At 57.8% G+C, this 15501-nt stretch carries 15 protein-coding genes; 7 read left to right on the forward strand and 8 right to left on the reverse strand.

Annotated elements, in window-relative coordinates; translation table 11 throughout:
• Positions 1 to 16: 16 nt before the first annotated feature.
• The 3 genes from ACEVJL_RS11175 to ACEVJL_RS11185 are packed head-to-tail and all read left to right on the forward strand — an operon-like array spanning position 17 to position 3491.
• Entirely contained in the window at positions 17 to 1045 is a 1029-nt protein-coding gene (locus ACEVJL_RS11175) for an ABC transporter substrate-binding protein (protein WP_325208242.1), read from the forward strand.
• Positions 1042 to 2754 (forward strand): sensor histidine kinase, encoded by a 1713-nt coding sequence (locus ACEVJL_RS11180; protein WP_374737898.1) that lies wholly within the window; start codon positions 1042 to 1044, stop codon positions 2752 to 2754. Before ACEVJL_RS11175 ends, ACEVJL_RS11180 begins: the two co-directional genes overlap by 4 nt.
• The gene (locus ACEVJL_RS11185; protein WP_110440947.1) at positions 2751 to 3491 is read left to right on the forward strand and encodes a response regulator transcription factor; all 741 of its coding nucleotides are present in this window, start codon (positions 2751 to 2753) and stop codon (positions 3489 to 3491) included. Before ACEVJL_RS11180 ends, ACEVJL_RS11185 begins: the two co-directional genes overlap by 4 nt.
• 44 nt (positions 3492 to 3535) lie before the next feature.
• On the opposite strand, the gene bcp is transcribed toward ACEVJL_RS11185, so the two are convergent.
• From bcp to ACEVJL_RS11200, 3 genes are all read right to left on the reverse strand, one after another.
• Complete coding sequence (gene bcp, locus ACEVJL_RS11190; RefSeq protein WP_008980284.1) at positions 3536 to 3994, reverse strand: thioredoxin-dependent thiol peroxidase; 459 nt, start codon at positions 3992 to 3994, stop codon at positions 3536 to 3538.
• A gap of 5 nt (positions 3995 to 3999) precedes the next feature.
• Positions 4000 to 4749, reverse strand: a complete 750-nt coding sequence (gene yaaA, locus ACEVJL_RS11195) for a peroxide stress protein YaaA (RefSeq protein WP_374737901.1) — start codon at positions 4747 to 4749, stop codon at positions 4000 to 4002.
• Positions 4750 to 4829: 80 nt separating this feature from the next.
• Complete coding sequence (locus ACEVJL_RS11200) at positions 4830 to 5234, reverse strand: DUF5655 domain-containing protein (protein ID WP_374737902.1); 405 nt, start codon at positions 5232 to 5234, stop codon at positions 4830 to 4832.
• Positions 5235 to 5438: 204 nt separating this feature from the next.
• Here ACEVJL_RS11200 and ACEVJL_RS11205 point away from each other — a divergent pair, with 204 nt between their 5' ends.
• Complete coding sequence (locus ACEVJL_RS11205) at positions 5439 to 6389, forward strand: helix-turn-helix transcriptional regulator (RefSeq protein ID WP_374737904.1); 951 nt, start codon at positions 5439 to 5441, stop codon at positions 6387 to 6389.
• A 62-nt stretch (positions 6390 to 6451) separates the two neighbouring features.
• Here ACEVJL_RS11205 and murC read toward each other — a convergent pair whose 3' ends face one another.
• Positions 6452 to 7822 (reverse strand): UDP-N-acetylmuramate--L-alanine ligase, encoded by a 1371-nt coding sequence (gene murC / locus ACEVJL_RS11210; protein WP_302667733.1) that lies wholly within the window; start codon positions 7820 to 7822, stop codon positions 6452 to 6454.
• A gap of 164 nt (positions 7823 to 7986) precedes the next feature.
• Complete coding sequence (locus ACEVJL_RS11215; RefSeq protein WP_374737906.1) at positions 7987 to 8619, reverse strand: hypothetical protein; 633 nt, start codon at positions 8617 to 8619, stop codon at positions 7987 to 7989.
• Between the two features lie 328 nt (positions 8620 to 8947).
• Between ACEVJL_RS11215 and ACEVJL_RS11220 the strand changes: the two genes are divergently transcribed.
• The 3 genes from ACEVJL_RS11220 to ACEVJL_RS11230 all read left to right on the forward strand — a co-directional run bounded on the left by ACEVJL_RS11220 (position 8948) and on the right by ACEVJL_RS11230 (position 13265).
• Positions 8948 to 11413, forward strand: coding sequence for an ATP-dependent helicase (locus ACEVJL_RS11220; RefSeq protein ID WP_374737908.1), 2466 nt, complete (start codon positions 8948 to 8950; stop codon positions 11411 to 11413).
• Positions 11414 to 11532: 119 nt separating this feature from the next.
• Positions 11533 to 12774: a helix-turn-helix domain-containing protein gene (locus ACEVJL_RS11225; RefSeq protein WP_374737910.1), complete on the forward strand. Its 1242-nt coding sequence runs from the start codon at positions 11533 to 11535 to the stop codon at positions 12772 to 12774.
• The gene (locus tag ACEVJL_RS11230) at positions 12771 to 13265 is read left to right on the forward strand and encodes a hypothetical protein (RefSeq protein WP_374737912.1); all 495 of its coding nucleotides are present in this window, start codon (positions 12771 to 12773) and stop codon (positions 13263 to 13265) included. The genes ACEVJL_RS11225 and ACEVJL_RS11230 overlap by 4 nt, the downstream gene beginning before the upstream one ends.
• 46 nt (positions 13266 to 13311) lie before the next feature.
• On the opposite strand, the gene ACEVJL_RS11235 is transcribed toward ACEVJL_RS11230, so the two are convergent.
• From ACEVJL_RS11235 to ACEVJL_RS11245, 3 genes are all read right to left on the reverse strand, one after another.
• Positions 13312 to 14250 (reverse strand): hypothetical protein, encoded by a 939-nt coding sequence (locus ACEVJL_RS11235; protein WP_374737913.1) that lies wholly within the window; start codon positions 14248 to 14250, stop codon positions 13312 to 13314.
• A 75-nt stretch (positions 14251 to 14325) separates the two neighbouring features.
• Positions 14326 to 15282: a hypothetical protein gene (locus ACEVJL_RS11240; RefSeq protein WP_302667575.1), complete on the reverse strand. Its 957-nt coding sequence runs from the start codon at positions 15280 to 15282 to the stop codon at positions 14326 to 14328.
• Positions 15275 to 15499, reverse strand: coding sequence for a helix-turn-helix domain-containing protein (locus ACEVJL_RS11245; RefSeq protein ID WP_008980295.1), 225 nt, complete (start codon positions 15497 to 15499; stop codon positions 15275 to 15277). The genes ACEVJL_RS11240 and ACEVJL_RS11245 overlap by 8 nt, the downstream gene beginning before the upstream one ends.
• Positions 15500 to 15501 lie beyond the last annotated feature (2 nt).

Below are 15501 nucleotides of genomic sequence, written 5' to 3' on the forward strand. Positions count from 1 at the left end.
AGGGGAGGGCCTGCAGGTGAATGGTAGACGAACCGGCGCCGTATTGGCGGCGCTGCTGTGCCTGCTTACAGGGTGTGCCGGAAGCACAACGCCGGTGGATACCTCATATATACCGCCGGAGGAGGAGCGCCTGGTCATCTATACCTCCCACAAAGAGGAAGTTTGGTGGCCCATCGTCAAGGAGTTTGAGGAGCGCACGGGAATCTGGGTGGATGTGGTCACCGGCGGCAGCAGCCAGCTTCTGGAGCAGATCCGGCAGGAGCGGGAGGCGCCTCGGGCCGATGTGATGTTTGGCGGCGGCGTGGAGAGTCTGGAGTCCTATTCCGACTGCCTGGAGCCCTACGCCTGTTCGGAAAAAGCACAGATTCCGGAGCGATACTGCTCGGAGAAGGACCTTTGGACCCCATTTTCCTCCCTGCCTGTGGTGCTGATCTATAATACCAAGCTGGTTGACCCGTCTTGGCTCACCAGCTGGTCCGATCTGCTGTCCGACCGGTTTCGGGGAAAAATCGCCTTTGCTGATCCCGGTGTGTCCGGATCCAGCTTCACCAGTCTGGTGACCTACCTGGATGCCATGGAGCAGTCTTCGGAGGAATGTCTGCCTCGGCTGGCGGCCAGCCTGGAGGACCGGCAGCTGGACAGCTCGGGAGATGTGCTCAGCGCGGTGGCCCAGGGCAGCGACTGGGTAGGCATTACCCTGGAGGAGACTGCCCTGCAGTGGATCGCAGCAGGGGAGGACCTGGGGATGGTTTATCCGTCCGATGGAACCAGTTCCGTTCCCGACGGTTCTGCCTTGGTGGCCGGAGCGCCCCATCGGGAGAACGCAGAGAAGTTTTTGGATTTTACCGTTAGTTTGGATGTCCAACAGCTGTTAGCCCGGCAGTTTTACCGCCGTCCGGTGCGCCAGGATGTGAAGACTGGGAAAACCCTGGTTCCTCTGTCTGAACTTAAGCTGGTGGACTACGATGTGGAGTGGGCCAGCCGGGAGCGGGAATCCCTGCTCATGAGCTGGGCTTTCTATCTGGGCGGGGAGGAGGAGTTATGAGAACATCCATGCCCCATTCCTTCCGCCGGCGGCTGTTTGTGGCCTTTTTGGCGGTGTCGCTGGTACCCCTGCTGCTGTGCTCGGCTATGCTGCTGCAGATCTTTCGCCTGCGGATGACCGACGCGGCCCAGGCGGAGGCGGCGGGCTATCTTACCGGAGCGGCCCACATTCTGGACACGACCTACGAGGGACTCTCCAAAGCGGCCAGCCAGATCCGGGGGGATCGGGTTTTTGTCCAAATGCTGCAGGAGCAGGACACTCAGGATACCCAGGTGTACAGCCGCCTGTTCAGCGCCACCCAGGAGAGCCGAAGCTATGCCCGCTTTGATCTGTATGACGCCCAGGGAACCTGGCGCTATTCCACCCACAATGCGCCCGATCAAAAGCAGCTGCCCACCAACTGGGGGGTGCTTCAGCAGGCGCGGGAGCAAACAAAGCTGGAACTCATCGCCTGTCAGGATGTGACCCAGACCAACCAGCCCATGCTCCAGGGGGCAGTATGTCTGGAGGACCGGGACGGTCAAACGGCGGGCTATCTGGTAGTCAGCCTGTACCAGAGTGGTCTGCGCCAGCTGATGGAGGGAGCCTATGGAAATCAGAACGACCTGATCCTGCTCAGTCATTACTGGCGACCGGTGTATTGTGCCCAGCCCAGTCTGGCCAGCTCTTTGGCCCCTGTTTTGCGTCAGCGGCTGTTGGCGGGGCAGCCTCTCAGCGGCAGCGGGGATGAGTTCTCCTATCAGGTGGAATACCACCAGCCCACCGGACTCTATCTGGTGTTGCGAACACCCCAGGCCCTGAACCGCACCACCATGGGCCTGCTGTACACTGTCAGCGCCTTCTGTGCGCTGTTTTGTATCGGGATCTCTGTGTTGATGAGCCTGAAGCTCAGCCGCCAGATGTTCCGCCCCATCCAGCGTCTGCGCACTGCCATGGACGAGGTGGTGCAGAATAATCTGAATGTTCAGGTGCCGCCCGGACGGGATGACGAGCTGGGCGAGCTGGCCCGGCGGTTTAACGGAATGGTGCAGGCGTTAAAGCGCAACCAGGAAGAACTGGTGGAAAACCAGCGGGAGCTCAACCAGGCGCAGATCCGCATGCTCCAGGCTCAGCTCAATCCCCATTTTCTCTGCAACACCCTGGATACCATGAAGTGGATCAGCAAAATCAACCAGGTGCCCCAGGTGGCCCTTATGTCCACCAGCTTAGCGGATATTCTGCGTCTTTGCATTTCGCCGGATGAGTTTGTCCCTCTGCGCCGGGAGGTGCAGATCGTAGAGCGGTACATTGAGATCCAGACCATCCGCCTGTCCGGCGGGTTTCAGTTTCATACGGATATTCCGGAAGAGCTGGAGGACTGCCTGTTACCTAAGATGATGCTGCAGCCCATCGTGGAAAACGCCATTCTCCACGGCCTGGAGGAGAAAAAGGACGGAAGCATTACTGTGCGTGCCCGCCAGTGTTCCGACACCATGCTGGAACTCACCGTAGAGGACAACGGCAAGGGACTGCCGCCTGAAATGGCGGGAGCCTATGCCCATCGGGACCGGGAGCTGTCCCGAGGCCATTTGGGCCTTTATAATGTGGATACCATTTTGCGTAAGTATTACGGCGAGGAGTCCGGGTTGTATCTGTCCTGTGGTCCGTCGGGCCAGGGCGCGGTGATCTCTGCTACCCTGCCGCTGCGAAGGGAGGAAGAAACGTTATGATGAAGGTGCTGGTCGTGGAGGACGAGGAGATGATCCGCAAAGGCATCGTGCTGGCAGTGGATTGGGCCGCCCTGGACTGTGTGGTAGTGGGCGAGGCCTCCAACGGAGAGGAGGGCCTGCAGGCCGCTGAGCGCTACGCCCCCACCCTCATTATCACCGATCTGAAGATGCCCAAAATGGACGGAATCGAGATGCTGCGCCGTCTGCGGGAGGCGGGAAACAACGCCTTTGTCATTATCCTCACCGCCTACGACAGCTTCGCTTACGCCCAAAGCGCCCTGCGCCTGGGAGCAGTGGACTTTCTTCTCAAGCCGTTTCATGATGGAGAACTGGAACAAGCCGTGCAGGCTTTGCGCCGCCGTATGGAACCATCCCAGGGAGAGCCGGCCATCCCGGGGTTGAAAAAGGGAGACAAGAGCAAATATGTGCTCCAAGCGATGAGCTATATCGGAGAGCATTACGACAACCCCAACATTACGGTGGCGGAAATTGCCCAGTCTATCGGCATCAGCGAGGGACATCTGAGTCATACCTTTAAGAAAGAGACCGATTACACCTTGCTCAATTATCTCACCCGCTACCGCATCCACAAAGCGATGGAGCTGCTGCGGGACTGCCGGGTCAAGGTATATGAGGTGGCCCAGCAGGTGGGGTACAAAGATATCACCTACTTTTCTGCTACATTCAAAAAGGTGGTGGGCATCAGCCCTTCGGAATATCAGGATACCAGTCATTAAAAAAGCAGATCGGGCTTTCGCCCGATCTGCTTTTTTAATAAATCTTATTGATTTAAAAGCTCCAGAATTTGCGCGGCGTTGGTGTCCGGCTTGACCTTAGGCATAACTGCCTGGATCATGCCCTGCTCATCGATGAGATAGGTGGAGCGTACCACTCCCATGCTCACCTTGCCATACATCTTTTTCTCCTGCCACACGCCGTAGGCCTGGAGCACCGTGAGCTCTGGGTCGGAGAGGAGCGTGAAGGGCAGGGTATACTTATCGGCAAACTTCCGGTGGGAGGCGGTGGAGTCCTTGCTCACGCCAATGACCACGGTGTTCAAAGCCTTGAACTGGCCAAATGCGCCGGCGAAGGCACAGGCCTGGCGGGTGCAGCCGGGGGTGTTGTCCCGGGGATAGAAATAGAGCACGACCTTTTTGCCTAGAAAATCAGACAGGGAAACAGGATTGCCATCCTGGTCAGGGAGGGTAAATTCGGGGGCTTTCGTTCCAACTTCCAACATTGGGTTTATTCTCCTTCCGTATAAAAAATCAGTTCGGTGGGGGTAGAGGCACTCGAGTCAAACCGGTAGCCCAGCCCCTGAAAGGCGGGCAGGTCTTCCTGGCGGGTGATCTGGTTCTGAGCCAGCCAGCGGACCATCTCGCCGCGGGCCATTTTACATTGTGTGCCCCGTTCGGCCAGCTTGCCGTCCTTCCAGATGCCGAAACGGCAGGTGACCAGCTCCGTCTCCTGGGGCAGGTGGGGAGTGACGGCGCGGCTATATTCCTTGGAAGCCAGATTCAGCACCCAGCCGTCCTCCTCAGCCAGTGTTTGTGCCAGACGGTCGCCCCAGAATTCATACAAATTCTTTGTCCCTTCCACAGCCAGTTTGGCCTGCATCTCCAGACGATAGGGGGTGACGCCGTCAAAGGGACGAAGCACCCCGTAAAATCCGGAAAGGATACGCAGATGCGCCTGGAGGTAGTCCAGAGCCTGGGATTCCAGCACGCCGGGGGCCATGTACTGGTACTGGATCCCCTGGTAGGAGAGAATCGCGGGGGTGAGGTCACCCTCCAACTCCATGGCCTCCAGCCGTTGGACGTTGAGACGGGCGATAGCATCGTTGCAGCCCCAGAGACGCTGGAGTTCCTGGGGCGACATGGCCCGCAGGACCTTCAGAAGTTGTCTGGTCTGGGGCAGAAATTGGGGAACCGACCGGGGAGCGAGACTGTCCCGGTCCTCCACCATTTTTTTCGCAGGTGAGATTATAATTTGCATATGTGGTCCTCGTAGTGTTGGGATAACAGACGGCTGTGCACCTTGCCAAGGCGGCCGGTCTGCCCTATACTGGATATAACTCAGCGCCGGGAGCCTTTGATCTGGCAAAACTGATACGCCTGGGAGAGCCAGTCCAGCAGTTTGCCGTCGATCTCCTCCGGTTGGGAGACCACCACATGGTGGGTCCAGCGGTTTGGGTAGGGCTCCACCGCTACGGCGATGCGGGGAGAGATCACCTGCCGCTCCAGGCCGAAGGTCACCAGCAGACATTCCCGGGGCCAGTCCTTTTTCCGGCGTACCGGGATAGAGGCAGCGGCAAACAGTTTGGGGCAGTAAAAGCTGATTTGGCTTTTTTGTACCTTGACCGAAGCGTCGGGGAAGGCCTGTTCCACGGATTCAAATAACCTCTGATAGAGGGAGAACTCCCGTGGTTTGCCGTCAAAGTAGAACAGCAGATCACTTTCGTAGTGCTCCGGACGGTTCATCCCATATGCCTCCTTTGTCCCGGGCTGTTGGAGCCATTGTACCACAGAACGCAGGACATGGGAAGCAGATAAAAGAGTCCATATTATTGGACTTGATCTTTGCTAAACTAAAAGCAACGATACCGTACAGCAGATGAGACGGGAAGAAAGGCAGGGAGAGGCATGGCCCGCGCACCCTTTCAAAAGTTGAAAATCTTATATATTATGGACTATCTTCTGCGTTATTCCGATGAATACCACCCGGTCACTGTGGCACAGCTCATTGAGGAACTGGGGAAACGGGGCATCTCCGCCGAGCGCAAAAGCATCTACGACGACCTGGAGGCCCTGCGCACCTATGGATTGGACCTGGTGCAGACGGGACGGGGAAGAAACAGCGGCTGCTATGTGGCCGGACGGGATTTTGAACTGCCTGAGCTGAAGCTGTTGGTGGACAGCGTACAGTCCTCCAAGTTCATCACGCAGAAAAAGACCATGAGCCTCATTAAAAAAATCGAGGGGCTGGCCAGTGTCCACCAGGCCCGGGAGCTCAACCGGCAGGTGTTTGTGAAAAACCGGATCAAGACCATGAACGAATCCATCTACTACAACGTGGATGAGATCCACCGGGGCATCGCCGCCAACCGAAAGATCCGCTTTCACTACTTTGAGTACAACATGGAAAAGCAGCGGCAGCTGCGCCGGAATGGGGACTGGTATGTGATCAGCCCCTACGCCCTTACTTGGGATGATGAGAACTACTACCTGGTGGGCTTTGACTCCCAGGCCGGGATCATTAAGCACTTCCGGGTGGACAAGATGGCTCAGATCGGCACCACCGAGGAGCCAAGGGATGGCCAGGAGGTCTATGCGGCCCTGGACATGGGACTGTATGCCCGGCAGGTATTTGGCATGTTTTCCGGAGAACCGGTGTGGGTACGCCTGCGTTTTGATCGGGGGCTGGTGGGAGCGGTGCTGGACCGGCTGGGCCAGGAGGTCATGCTGGTGCCCGAGGATGAGGAGCACTTCACCGTACGGACTCAGGTGGTAGTCAGTCCCCAGTTTTTCGGTTGGCTGTGTGGTTTCGGTAAACGGGCCAAGGTGCTGGAGCCTGAGAACGTTGTGAACGCCATGGCGGAGTATATAGAGAACATCAGCCAGATGTATAAGGTGTAAGACAGACGCGGCGCGGAGATTCTTCTCCGCGCCGCGTTTCTATGTCAATATTAGAGAGGGCATTACGCCTGCTTCAGCAGAGCCTCTCCGGCCAGATAGATGTCTCCTGCGCCCACGGTGATCAGCAGGTCGCCGGGCTGGGCCAGCTCCTTGAAGCGGGCCGTCACATCTTCCAGCGTGGGGCAGAACTCTGCATTGGGGATGCGGTCGGCCAGGTCCTTGGAGGAGATGCCCAGAGTATCGGTCTCCCGGGCGGCAAAGATCTCGGCCAGCAGCACCTTGTCAGGCAGCTTGAGTACTTCCACAAAGTCATCAAAGAGTTCCTTAGTACGGGTGTAGGTGTGGGGCTGGAACGCGCAGATCACCCGCTGATAGCCCAGAGTCTTCACCGTGGACAGCAGAGCCTGGAGCTCGTGGGGATGGTGGGCGTAATCATCATAGACCACCGCACCGTGGTACTCGCCCTTGTGCTCAAACCGGCGGCCTGCGCCGCCGAAGGCGTACAGACCCTCCCGGATGGCCTCCACGGGGACATTCAGCTGCAGAGCGGCCCCGGCGGCGGCCAGCGCATTGCGCACATTGTGGATGCCGGGCACACGCAGAGAGATGGAACCCAGAGTCTCACCCTTGTAGATCAGATCAAAGGTGGGCAGCCCCTTGTTCCAGGTGAGGTTGGCCGCGTGGATATCCCCCTGCTCCAGTCCAAAGGTGAGCATGGGTTTGTCCAGATCTTTCAGGGCGTCCATGGTGTTGGCGTCGTCCCCGTCGGCTACCACACAGCCACCCTGGGGCACCAGCTGGGCAAAACGGCGGAAGGAGTGCTTTACGTCCTCCAAATCCTTGAAAAAGTCCAGGTGGTCAGCATCCACGTTAAGGATAACCGCTACGGTGGGGAAGAAGGAGAGGAAGGAGTTGCAGTACTCACAGGACTCCAGAATGATGGTGTCTCCTTTTCCTACCCGGTGACCCGCGCCCAGGGCGGGCAGTACGCCGCCGATCATGACGGTGGGGTCCCGCTGGGCGGCCAGGAAGATGTGGGTGCACATGGAGGTAGTCGTGGTTTTGCCGTGGGTGCCTGCCACGCACAGGGCGTTCTGGTAGTGGCGCATAATGGCGCCCCAGGCCTGGGCTCGTTCAAAGACGGGGATACCGGCAGCACGGGCGGCAGCGATCTCCGGGTTGTCATCGTGGACGGCGGCGGTACGGATGACGCAGTCTGCTCCCTGTACGCTCTCGGGCAGGTGGCCAATGACCACGGGAATGCCCAAAGAGCGCAGATGGGCCACGGTTGCACTCTCATGGAGATCGGAGCCGGTGATGTTTACCCCTGCGCCGTGGAGCACCTCGCCCAGAGGGGACATGGACACGCCGCCGATGCCTACCAAATGAGCGCGCTTGCCGGGACGGATATAATCATGGATATCAGGGTTCATAGAGAAACACCTCAAAAAATACAAATTTCAGACCGCATACTCGGTGCGGACGCCAACGCACAGCTATTATAATACAGTAAACCGGGAATCACAAGGGGAAAGCCGGGAGAGGCCAGGAAAAACGCCCGATGGTTTCACATCGGGCGTCTTTCCAAAGGAGAAACTCACGCAGAGATAGTCAAAGAATCAATGATAAAACCAAACATGGTGTCCCGGGGGCTCAAGGTGGACTGGAAGGTGTACAGGGTGCTGCCATCCTCCAGAGCGGTCATCCGGCCGGAGAGGATTACCTGTCCATTGTCCTGGGTCTGAGTGTCATCCACCGTGACCTGAATGAGAGCCTCATCGCCCCGCGCCAGATGATAGGAATCATCGGAAGCGAAGTAAGCGATCCGCTGGGAGATGGGAGCGGGGATTTCGGGGAGCTGAGCCACATCGGGGTAGAGCGCGGCGGCATAGTCCCGGACCATCTCAGAGGGGAGAATCATGGTGTCGTCGGTGAATTCCGCCCGCTCATCCATCTGGCCGTAAAGGCTGAGCATGTAGTACAGGCTGGTCCACAGAAACTCACTGTCGCTGGGGTCGTAGTCCAGGTGGTTTTCCGTCATAGCCAACACCAGAGCGTGGACAGCGGGGGTCATAGCCTGAGCTGCATTGGTCTGGGCGGGCACATTACCGTGGACCTCTTCGGTAGACACGGCGGGGAGGGATTCCTGCTGAGACTGGGTCAGAGCGGCGGCGCCCAGAGGAAAGATAAGAAGGGAAACAATAGTCAGGGACTGGATCAGCTTTTTCACAGCGGAACCCTCCTTTCATTCTTTGGATTATAAATAGTATATCAAATAGGGCTGTCATGGTGGTTTCGAAGCGATTACATGGGAATGAAAAAAGAGTTACAAATTAGTTGCAAAATATGGGCTTGTCCAGGGTGGAGGAAAGTGTCGATGCAAGATAAAGATTTATGCCCTGCAAAATAAGAGCTTTCAATGGAAGTATATGCCCTGGAAGGACAAACCATACCAAAAAAATGCGGGGAAACCAAAGTACGGCACACGGTTGACCCGGGGACGGGTTTTCGGTACAATGAAGGACACGAATTATCTTATAAAGACAGGACGGATCACCATGCTGGATCATCAACAGGAACAACGTTTTGCTGCCGCGCGCCGCGCGGCCATTGCCCGGGACTTTGCCCGCCTTAACCCGGAACAGCAAAAGGCGGTACTGACCACGCAGGGACCTCTGCTGCTGCTGGCAGGAGCGGGCAGCGGAAAGACCACGGTACTGATTAACCGCATTGCCAACCTGATGCGCTACGGGCGGGGTTCGGACAGTGCGGAAGTGCCCGAATGGGTCTCTCCGGAAGACCTGGACTTCTTGGAGACCTACGCCAAAACCGGAGAGGGGGACCGGGACAGAATGGTCTCCCTGTGTGCCCTGGACCCTGCGGCTCCCTGGACGATTTTGGCCATTACCTTTACCAATAAAGCTGCCGGGGAACTGAAGGACCGCCTGTCCGCCATGCTGGGCCCTGAGGCGGAGGACGTCTGGGCCTCCACCTTCCACTCGGCCTGCGTGCGAATCCTGCGCCGGGATATTGAGCGGCTGGGCTTTGCCTCCTCCTTTACTATCTACGACACCGACGACTCTCTGCGGGTCATTAAGGACTGCCTCAAGGAACTGGAGCTGGACGACAAACAGTTCCCGCCCCGGTCGGTCCTGGGCTACATCTCCCGGGCCAAGGATCAGATGCTGCTGGCAGAGGACTACGCCGCCCAGTGCGAAAAGAGTGGAGACTACCGCCTGAATAAAATCGCCAAGGTGTATACCCGCTACCAGCACCGGCTGTGGGAGGCCAACGCCCTGGACTTTGACGATATCATCCTGCACACGGTGCGGCTGCTTCAGCAATTTGAAGAGGTGCGCGCCTATTACCAGCGGAAATTCCGCTACGTTCTCATTGACGAGTACCAGGACACCAATAATCTGCAATATCTGCTGGCCTCCACCCTGGCGGGGCGCTATGAAAACTTCTGCGTGGTGGGCGATGACGACCAGTCCATCTACCGCTTCCGGGGAGCCACCATTGAGAACATCCTCTCCTTTGAAAAGCAGTACCCCCGCTGCCGCACCATCCGTTTGGAGGAGAACTACCGCTCCACTAAGCACATTCTGGAGGCCTCCAATGCGGTTATCCGCAACAACCAGGGCCGTAAAGGCAAAGAGTTGTGGACTAAGGCAGGGGAGGGGGAGAAACTCCAGGTCTACACTGCCATGAACGAAAACGACGAGGCGCAGTACGTAGCCAATCAGATTTTGGATGATTTCGGAAAGGGCCGTGTCTGGAAGGACCACGCAGTGCTTTACCGCATGAACGCCCAGTCCAACCAGTTGGAGACCGCCTTCAAGCGCAGCGGTATCCCCTACCGCATCATCGGCGGCACCCGGTTCTTTGACCGGGCTGAGGTCAAGGACATGACGGCCTATCTGGCGGTGCTCAATAATCCCGAGGACGACCTGCGCCTCCAGCGTATCATCAACAACCCGCCCCGTGGCATCGGAGCCAAGACCATCGAGACGGCCCAGGCCATTGCCCAGCGGGAAGGGGCCTCTCTCTACGCTGTCATCGATAACGCCCGGATGTATCCGGAACTGGAGCGGTCAGCGGCCAAGCTGGCGGCCTTTACCAACCTGATGGGGGAGCTGACCGGGCTGCTGACCACCCTGCCGCTGGATCAGTTTTATGAGGAGATGATGATCCGCACCGGCTACGCGGCCATGCTGGAGACCAAGAACACGGTGGAGGACCGTACCCGCCTGGAGAACATCCGGGAGCTGCTCACCTCCATCCGGGGCTATATGGAGAACGCCGGGGACGAGCCTACGTTGGCAGGCTTCCTGGATGAAATCGCTCTGTACACCGACCTGGACAGCCACGACCCGGATCAGGATTGCGTGGTAATGATGACCATGCACTCGGCCAAGGGCCTGGAGTTCCCGGTGGTCTTTGTGGTGGGAGCCGAGGAGGGCATCTTCCCCGGCATCCGGGCCATCGGAGAGCCCGACGAGATGGAGGAGGAGCGGCGGCTGTGCTACGTGGCCATGACCCGAGCCAAGGAGAAGCTCTACCTCACCTGTGCAGGCCAGCGTATGCTCTTTGGCCGCACCAGCGCCAACCGTCCCTCCCGCTTCCTGGAGGAGATCCCCCCGGAGCACCTGGAGCGCTCCGGGCGGAACTTCCTGGATCGGGGCGACAGCTGGGGCGGTATGCCCTCCCGCACCTCTGGTTATGGCGGATATGCCAAGCCGGAGCGCAGTCCCTATGACCAGCGGCCGGAACCCCGGGCGCCTCAGCGCCGGGACTACGGCGGATTCGCCCGGGCTATGGGTGCCTCGGCTGCGCCCAAGGGCGGCGCCGACCTGTCCGCCTTCCATAAGGGAGATATGGTGCGTCACAAGGCCTTTGGCCAGGGCATGATTCTGTCCATCCAGAAGATGGGAGGCGACGCCCTGGTGGAGATCGCCTTTGACAACGTGGGCACCAAGCGGCTCATGCTCAAGTCCGCCGCCGCCCATATGACCAAGGTGTAAGCAGACAATTTGTTAGAAAAACCGGCGATGTAAGCTTTGGTTGACAAAAAGGAAGGGAGATTTGGTTGCCGATTCCCTTCCTTTTTGCTACCGTCAAACCAGAGAGGAGGGACAAGATCATGACATTAGGAACGCGGATCGCAGCCCTGCGCCGGGAGCGGGGGCTGTCTCAGGAGGCCCTGGGAGAACTGGTGGGAGTATCCCGCCAGGCGGTAAGTAAGTGGGAGAGCGACAGTGCCCTACCCGATGTAAATAACTGTGTGGCTCTCAGCCGAGCCTTCGGCATTACCCTGGCCCAGCTGCTGGAGCTGGAAGAGGAGACCGCGCCCAGCCGGGAGCTGACCCAGGAGCAGCTGGAGATGGCCGAGACGATTGCAAAGAAGTATCTTGAGTCCCTGCCCCGTCCTAAGGGTTGGCGGCAGCGGCGGAAATGGCCCTGGGTGCTGGCGGCAGCGGTGGTGCTGGTGCTGGCCTCGGTGGCCGCCCAGTGGGTCCGGGATCTCAACCGTACCGTCAGCAATATGACGGATGAGATGATGACGATTCAAAACACGGTGAGTGACGCGGTGGAGCAGCAGGTGAATGCCGCCCTCCAGCAGGTCACCAGTCTGGTGGAGTCATTCGACTATACAGCGGTAGAGGTAAATCTGTGGGAAAATACGGCTACGTTTGACCTGAACGTCCAACTGCGACAGCGCACAGCGGACACTCCAGTGATTTTGGCTGCCCGCAGCGCGGGAGAAACGGTCTCTGTTCAGGCGAAGAACCAGGGGGGCGAGAACTTTTCTGCCCGGATCACCTGTCCTCTCAGCGACGCCATTGACTTCTCTCTCACCTTCCAGATAGACGGAGAGAATCGCACTCAGACGGTGGGACAGGCCATTCAAATGCGGAAGGGATACTCTTTGCAGCCCGAGCATCGGGTACTCTACGCATCCCCCTATATGGACAAAAAGCTGGAGAAAGGACATTTGCCCAAAGGAACCGTAGTGCCGCTGGAGTACACCGTGACCTTCGACCAGATGTCTCTGCTCACAGAACCCATCTACGTGAAGGCCCAGCTAGGCGTCTTTGTCAACGACAAGCTGGACCACTGGGTGGAGGACATCCCAAGCGCCAGTGTGGAGAATGCAAATGATACCTATTTTTCTATGTACTGGAGACCGGAGGTGGACCTGAGCGGCCTGGATTTAAAGGCGGGAGACCAGATCACCCTGGCTCTTTCTCTGAAAGACAGCTACGACCGGTCACTGAGCCAGGTGCTGTGGCGGGGGAGCATCGATGAGGACGGCTGCATTCAGGAACAACCCTGGGGTGAAGAGGAGGCCTACCCTCCAGTGGAGGAGGCCAGACCGGAATGAAAAAACAAATGATTCCTGCCTTGGTGGGCTTCTGGGCGGGACACGTAGTGACCAGTGTTCTGCTGTTCGGCTGGATTATGCTGGGGATTTTGTGGTATTTTATGGGTACCAGCGATCTTTGGTATGACGTTACTGCTATCTTAGTGGCACTGCTCATTCCCTTGATGGCTGGCGGCCTGACCCGGAAGAAGCGACCTTATATCCCCGTGAAATCTTTGTGGATGGCCGCGGGAGCGGATGTGATCCTCCTGGCCCTGATACTGGCGGTGTATCACGGAATCACTGCCTGGGGGAATTATGGCCTGGGGGCTACGGTGTTCCAGGGACTGTTGCTGGATGGAACCATACTGGCCACAGGGGTTCCTCTTGTGCTGGAGAAGATTGGTGGAATTACCTACGCTGCCCGTGAGACAAGTCAGGAGATCATGGGACTGTTTCTGCCGCCCCTGGCCTTCACCGTAGGGTACCTGCTGGCCAAGCGCCCGGAATAAAGTTTGGAATATGAAAAGCCGCCTGCGTTTTTGCAGGCGGCTCTTTTTAACCAATGGTAATGGTACAGGGAGTAGTCAATCCACTGTCTAGGGGGAAATAAGAGGTATGGACAGCCTCTTCCTCGCTGGAGGTCAGGGCGGTGTAGGTGATGCTGCCGTCGTCGGCCTGCTCCGAAACCAGAGCGTAGGCGGCATGGTCCTCCCAAGTGAGGTCCAGAGCATCCTGGCCCGCCAGTACCTGCTGGACGGAGATGGTTTGGGTGGTGATGGATTGCTGGCCCTGCGTAAACTGCTCTACGGTGACTTGCTTCAGGTGGGGGACGTAGGAGAAGTTGACGGTGATATCCAGAATATTTTCCCGAGTTACTTGATCGTCGAGCGTTTCGGAATATTTCGTATTCAATGTGATACCGCCCGCACCGGTTGTGCCGCCTCCTTCGTTGACCAGATAAACAGTCCCATCGGAACTCTGATAGACGTAGTAGGGACTCCAACTCTGATCTTCTATACGAGCGAGGGGGGTGGTGTAGTGAAGGGTACCGGATAAAATGTAGGACGTGCTGTTTTCTGTGACATTGATTCCGTGCTCGTAGCGATCCTGAGATAGGTCAGAGTGCAGCTCAACCGTTGCCTCCGGATTGCCGTCCACCATGTTCTGTTCCTGGACCAGGAAGAAACGGCGGCCTTCCGGGCCGGGAAAGCGGTATTGCCCATCCTTGTCTTTCTGGGCTTTCAGAACAGTCTGGGGCAGAAGGATGCGTTCTAAGCCATTGATATAGGCTATGCGGGAACTGTATTCCTCCCAGCCGTTTTCTGCAGATTCCCAGTTGGGGGGCACCAGTTCGTCTGGCAGCAGATAATAGCCGACCAGACGGGCTTCTTCTGGGACGGTTTGCTCCGGCTGAGCCAGAGGGACCCGACTGAACAGAGCCAGCAGAAGAATGGGAATCAGGAGAGGGATGGTCCTTCGCAGAAACTTTTTCATTGTTCTCCTCCTATGATCCGTGAACACGCAGAATCTGGCCTGCGCGGCAGCAAGTGAGGAACGGGAGCGCGGCGGTCAGGGCTCCAGCGTAAGAAACAGGGGGATGGTCAGCCCGCTCTCCTCCGCCGCCCAGCAGGTGTGGGAGACGGGGGCATCCTCCCGCTCCAGCAAGGTGCGCTGCATGGTGCCATCCGCATAATGCTCACAGATAAGGGTGTACGCGGCATTGCTTTCCAGAGAAATGGAGAGCTCAGACAGGCCGTTCAACACCTCTTGAGCGGTAATGGTTCTGGAGGTCACAGGCTGGTTGTCTGCGGTAAATTGCTCCACTGTGACCTGCTCCAGGCGGGAAATGTAGCGAAAGTTGATCGTGAGGTCCAGGGTGTTTTCCTCTGTGGCCTGCCCGTTGCGGGCCTCCTGATAAGTAACCGTCTTGGTCATGCTGCAATCCAACGTGCCGCCATAGCTGTTGCCGCCATCCTCCAGGTAGACGGTGCCGTCTGGTTCCTGCCAGACCTGATAGGCAGCCCAAATCTGGTTGTCCTCTGTCCAGGCCGGATCGTTAAGGGGAGCGGTGTAGTAGAGTGTGCCGGAGACGGTGTGGTTGGTCCCCAGGTCGGTGACTTCCATGTGAAGGCCTTCCGATTCCAGGTCGGAGTACAGTCGGTAGGCAAACTCCTCCAGGTTGCCGGGGTTATAATACTCCTTCGCTAAGAAAAAGCGTCGGCCCTCCAGATTGGGAAAGTACAGCTCTCCCTGTTCATCGGTTTTGGCCTTGAGAATCATATCTGGAATGGAAAAGGTGAGGCCGTTGGCGTTGACAGAGCTGCTTCCTTTTTCCTCCCAGCCGGCCTTGGGATCGCCGATGGAGGTTGGGCCGGAATTCATGGTCTCCCGAACCAGATAAAAACCCACCAGATGGTTTTCCCAAGCGTGAGTTTCCTCCGGCTGGGCCAGGGAGATCTGACTGAGCAGAGCCAGCAGGATAACGGGAATCAGAATCAAAATGCCTGTCCGAAACCGTTTATTCATCGTCCTCCTCCAATCGTCCGTCGAAGCGCAGGATATCTCCCACGTCACAGTTGAGGTAGTAGCAAATTTTGTTGATGGTGTGAAAGCGCACGCCGCTGGCCTTGCCGGAGCGGAGAATGGACAGGTTGGCCTCGGTAATGCCGACCTTGGCACATAGCTCCTTGGAGGTCATGTTCCGCGCCTTCAGCACTTCGCTGAGATGAACCGTAATTGCCATGA

The sequence above is a fragment of the Flintibacter porci genome, from assembly GCF_041925195.1.
GTDB lineage: Bacteria > Bacillota > Clostridia > Oscillospirales > Oscillospiraceae > Lawsonibacter > Lawsonibacter porci.